Origin of the sequence: Roseovarius sp., from assembly GCF_018066915.1 — a bacterium.
GTDB lineage: Bacteria > Pseudomonadota > Alphaproteobacteria > Rhodobacterales > Rhodobacteraceae > Roseovarius.
Genome location: NZ_JAGPVV010000214.1, coordinates 1 through 3,275, shown reverse-complemented (window position 1 = coordinate 3,275; position 3,275 = coordinate 1). Strand labels below are relative to the sequence as shown.

Genomic DNA, 3,275 nt, shown 5'->3' with positions numbered 1-3,275 from the left:
GGGCGCTGAAATTCGGGACGCAGAAAATCAACCTGCATCAATCGGGGGCGGAATTCGATCCCAAGGCGGCGCAGGTCCAACCCGGAAGCGCCGATCTGTGTTTCCTCAGCGAGACACCGCTCGAGGTGTGGCAGCACCATTTTGCGGCCCTTGGTGTGACGGTCGAGATGGGCCCCTTGCCCCGCTCCGGGGCCACCGGCCCGATCCGCTCGCTGTACCTGCGGGATCCCGATGGCAACCTGATCGAGGTCTCGAACAGGGCTGAGAGCAGCGCCTGACCGCTTACGCCGTCTTGACCGCCTTGGGCAATGCCACGATCCGCACCGCAACCTTGCGCTGACCACGCTGATAGGGCAGCGCCACGGCGGCCTCTTTGCTGTGTTTGACGACCGATTTCAACCAACGTGCTTTCATGGCTCTCACCTCTTGCCTCTGGCCCAAATTTGCAGGGCTCATTGTTTCGTTAACCGCAACTATGCCCCCGGTTTGGGGCCAAGATTTGGCGGAAATCGTGAATATTCAGACAAGATCAGGGCAAAGAGGCGACAAAACCCAAACCGCAAACCATTGAATTTTATTGATAATTTTACAGGTCATCTCGAACCAGTGCCAGCACCGCCCGAATAGCCCCACAATTTCGGCCCAAATCCCGCCCCAATCAGAGGCGGATCGTCGAAATCAGACGACCATAGTCCGCCTCACCGGCATGGGTGGTGCGCCGATAGGAATAGAATCGCTCGGGATCGCCATAGGTGCAATGCCGCGTCCATTCCGCCTGACCGATGCCAGACTGCCGCAACCGGTGCAGCCCGAACCCCGGCAGATCGAATTGATACCGCCCGCCCGCGCCATTGGCGAAAAACCGGGCGTTGTCCGGGTCTTCCGCGAGAAAGGCCTCGATGAACTCTGGTCCCACCTCATAGGCCGCCTGCGAAATCGACGGGCCGATCACGGCCTTGATCCGGCGACGATCCGCGCCCAGACCCTCCATAGCCGCAACCGTCGCCTCCAGCACGCCATCCAGCGCGCCGCGCCAACCCGCATGGGCCGCCCCGATCACCCCATTGCCCACATCGGCAAAAAGCACCGGCTGACAATCCGCCGTCAGCACCGCCAGCGCCACCCCAGGCACATTCGTCACCATCGCATCGGCGCGCGGGCGCGTCCCCATGGGTCCCGTGACCGTCACCACATCCGCCGAATGGACCTGATGCACCGTGATCAGATGATCCGCTGCCACCCCCATCGCCTCAGCCACCCGCGCCCGGTTGATCTGCACGATCTCGGATTGATCCGACGATCCCGGCCCGCAGTTGAGGCCTGAAAACACGCCCGAAGAGGCCCCACCCCGCCGGGTAAAGAACCCGTGGCGCAGCGGGGACAGGCTGTCGGCGGTGAGTATCTCTAGCGTCATGGCTCCAATCCGGGTGGTGGTGCGGCCCCCTCGGGATAGAGGCCCAGCACTTTAAAGAGCGTCCCCATTTCCTCGGCCCCGGTCAAGCGTTGATATGCCGCCAGATGGCTTTCCAACGCCCGCCCGCTCAGATTGCGCGCCAGCACCTCGGCCCGCGCGGCGATCCCCAACCGCTCTAGAAATATCCCCTGCGGCGTCAATCGCGTATGCAGCGCAGGGGCCGCCGCCCGCGCCAGTGCCGCAAAATCCACATGCGCGGTCAGGTCCGCCGCCCCCGGCTCGGCCATTGGATCAACCGGAACATGCCCCTTGACCGCCTGAAACGTATCGCCCAGTGATCGCCAATCGCCATAGTCCACGATCAGCGCGGCCCCACCCTGCGCCGCAATCCGCGCGCCGATCTCGGCCGCCACCGCTTCGCCGGGCCCGCAGGTCTCGACAATATCACCCTCGCGCGTGTCCGCCAGCCGCTCTGCCAGCGCAGGCGGGGCAACCGGCCCTCCCAAGCCCAGCGTCAAGCGGTCGTCGCTCAGCCCCACAACCCGCTCTCGCCAACCGTCCCCGGACCGTTGAAACTGCCGGATCGGCAGCGCATCGAAAAACTCGTTCGCCAGCAAGTAAAGCGGCCCCTCTGGCAGGCTCTCAACCCGGTCATGCCAGATCACATCGCCCGCAATCGTCCGGCGCTGTGCGGCGCGCAAGACCGCCGACCCCTCGACCAGATGCACCTCTGCCGCGCCCTGAAACCCCGGCACGCCCCGCGTCGCGCGCAGAACATCGGCCATCAGCGTCCCGCGCCCCGGCCCCAATTCCGCCAGCAGAAACCGCACAGGCCTCCCCTGATCCAGCCAAACCTGCGCAAGGCACAGCCCCAGCAACTCGCCAAACATCTGACTGACTTCGGGCGCGGTGACAAAATCGCCGCCCGGCCCGAATGGATCGCGCGTCGCGTAATAGCCAAACTCGGGATGCATGAGACAGGCCGCCATGTAATCCGCCACGCTCATCGGCCCCGCCTCGGCGATCCGCGCCAGTAGATGCGCCCGCAGCCCGCTCATGTCCCCCGCGCGCGCCGCGCCCAGAGCACCATGCCAAGACCAAAGGCAATCATCGGCAGCGACAAAAGCTGCCCCATGGTAAGGCCAAATTCGCCCATCTGCACCGCCCAACCCAGCGGATTGCCCTCGGTCACGAATTGCGCATCGGGTTGGCGCACGAATTCCACCATGAACCGCGCCACGCCATAGCCTGCGAAAAAGAGCCCCGTCAGCGTGCCGGGCACTCGCAGCGCCCCGCGCCGCCACCCCAGCCACAAGAGCACGGCCCCAAGGATCAACCCCTCCAGCGCCGCCTCATAAAGCTGTGAGGGATGGCGCGCGCAGAGTTCCACCACGCCCGCGCAATTCTGCGCCGCCGCCCCCGGAAAAACCACGCCCCAAGGCAGGTCCGTCGCCCGCCCCCACAACTCGCCATTGATGAAATTCGCGACCCGACCCAGCAGCAATCCCACCGGCGTCACCATGCAGAGCGCATCCGCCACTGACAGCCACGCGATGCCCTGCTTGCGCGAAAACAGCACCACCGCCACCACCACGCCCATGAGGCCACCGTGAAACGCCATCCCACCCTGCCAGACCGCTAGAATTTCACTGGGATTGGAGAGGTAATAGCCCGGCTGATAGAACAGCACATAGCCCAGCCGCCCGCCCAGAATGACCCCTAGAATCACCCATGTCAGCAGGTCCTCGACCTGTTCGGGGCGCATCGGTGCCACCCCACCCGGCCAGAGATGCGGCCGCTTGACACTCGCCACCACCAGCCGCCAGCCGATCACGATGCCCACGATATAGGCCAGCGCATA

4 protein-coding genes and 1 pseudogene are annotated in these 3,275 nt (G+C 64.7%); 1 reads left to right on the top strand and 4 read right to left on the bottom strand.

Annotated elements, in window-relative coordinates; genetic code table 11:
* Positions 1–278, top strand: a pseudogene (locus tag KBT70_RS11955) (VOC family protein); the annotation flags it as partial.
* Between the two features lie 4 nt (positions 279–282).
* Here the strand turns inward: KBT70_RS11955 and KBT70_RS11950 are convergent.
* From KBT70_RS11950 to lgt, 4 genes are all read right to left on the bottom strand, one after another.
* Entirely contained in the window at positions 283–414 is a 132-nt protein-coding gene (locus KBT70_RS11950; protein WP_296633452.1) for a hypothetical protein, read from the bottom strand.
* 244 nt (positions 415–658) lie between these two features.
* A complete protein-coding gene (gene pgeF, locus KBT70_RS11945) occupies positions 659–1,414 on the bottom strand; it encodes a peptidoglycan editing factor PgeF (protein WP_296633449.1) in 756 nt (251 codons plus the stop codon).
* Positions 1,411–2,472 carry an SAM-dependent methyltransferase gene (locus tag KBT70_RS11940; RefSeq protein WP_296633447.1) on the bottom strand — a complete coding sequence of 354 codons (1,062 nt, stop codon included), beginning with the start codon at positions 2,470–2,472 and terminating at the stop codon, positions 1,411–1,413. The genes pgeF and KBT70_RS11940 overlap by 4 nt, the downstream gene beginning before the upstream one ends.
* A partial coding sequence (gene lgt / locus KBT70_RS11935) for a prolipoprotein diacylglyceryl transferase (protein ID WP_296633444.1) occupies positions 2,469–3,275 on the bottom strand: 807 nt, incomplete at its 5' end. The genes lgt and KBT70_RS11940, both read right to left, overlap by 4 nt.

Excerpts from the sequence above, each read along its gene's own strand:
- KBT70_RS11950 (WP_296633452.1), bottom strand. The coding sequence starts at position 414 with ATGAAAGCACGTTGGTTGAAATCGGTCGTCAAACACAGCAAAGAGGCC.
- pgeF (WP_296633449.1), bottom strand. The coding sequence starts at position 1,414 with ATGACGCTAGAGATACTCACCGCCGACAGCCTGTCCCCGCTGCGCCAC.
- KBT70_RS11940 (WP_296633447.1), bottom strand. The coding sequence starts at position 2,472 with ATGAGCGGGCTGCGGGCGCATCTACTGGCGCGGATCGCCGAGGCGGGG.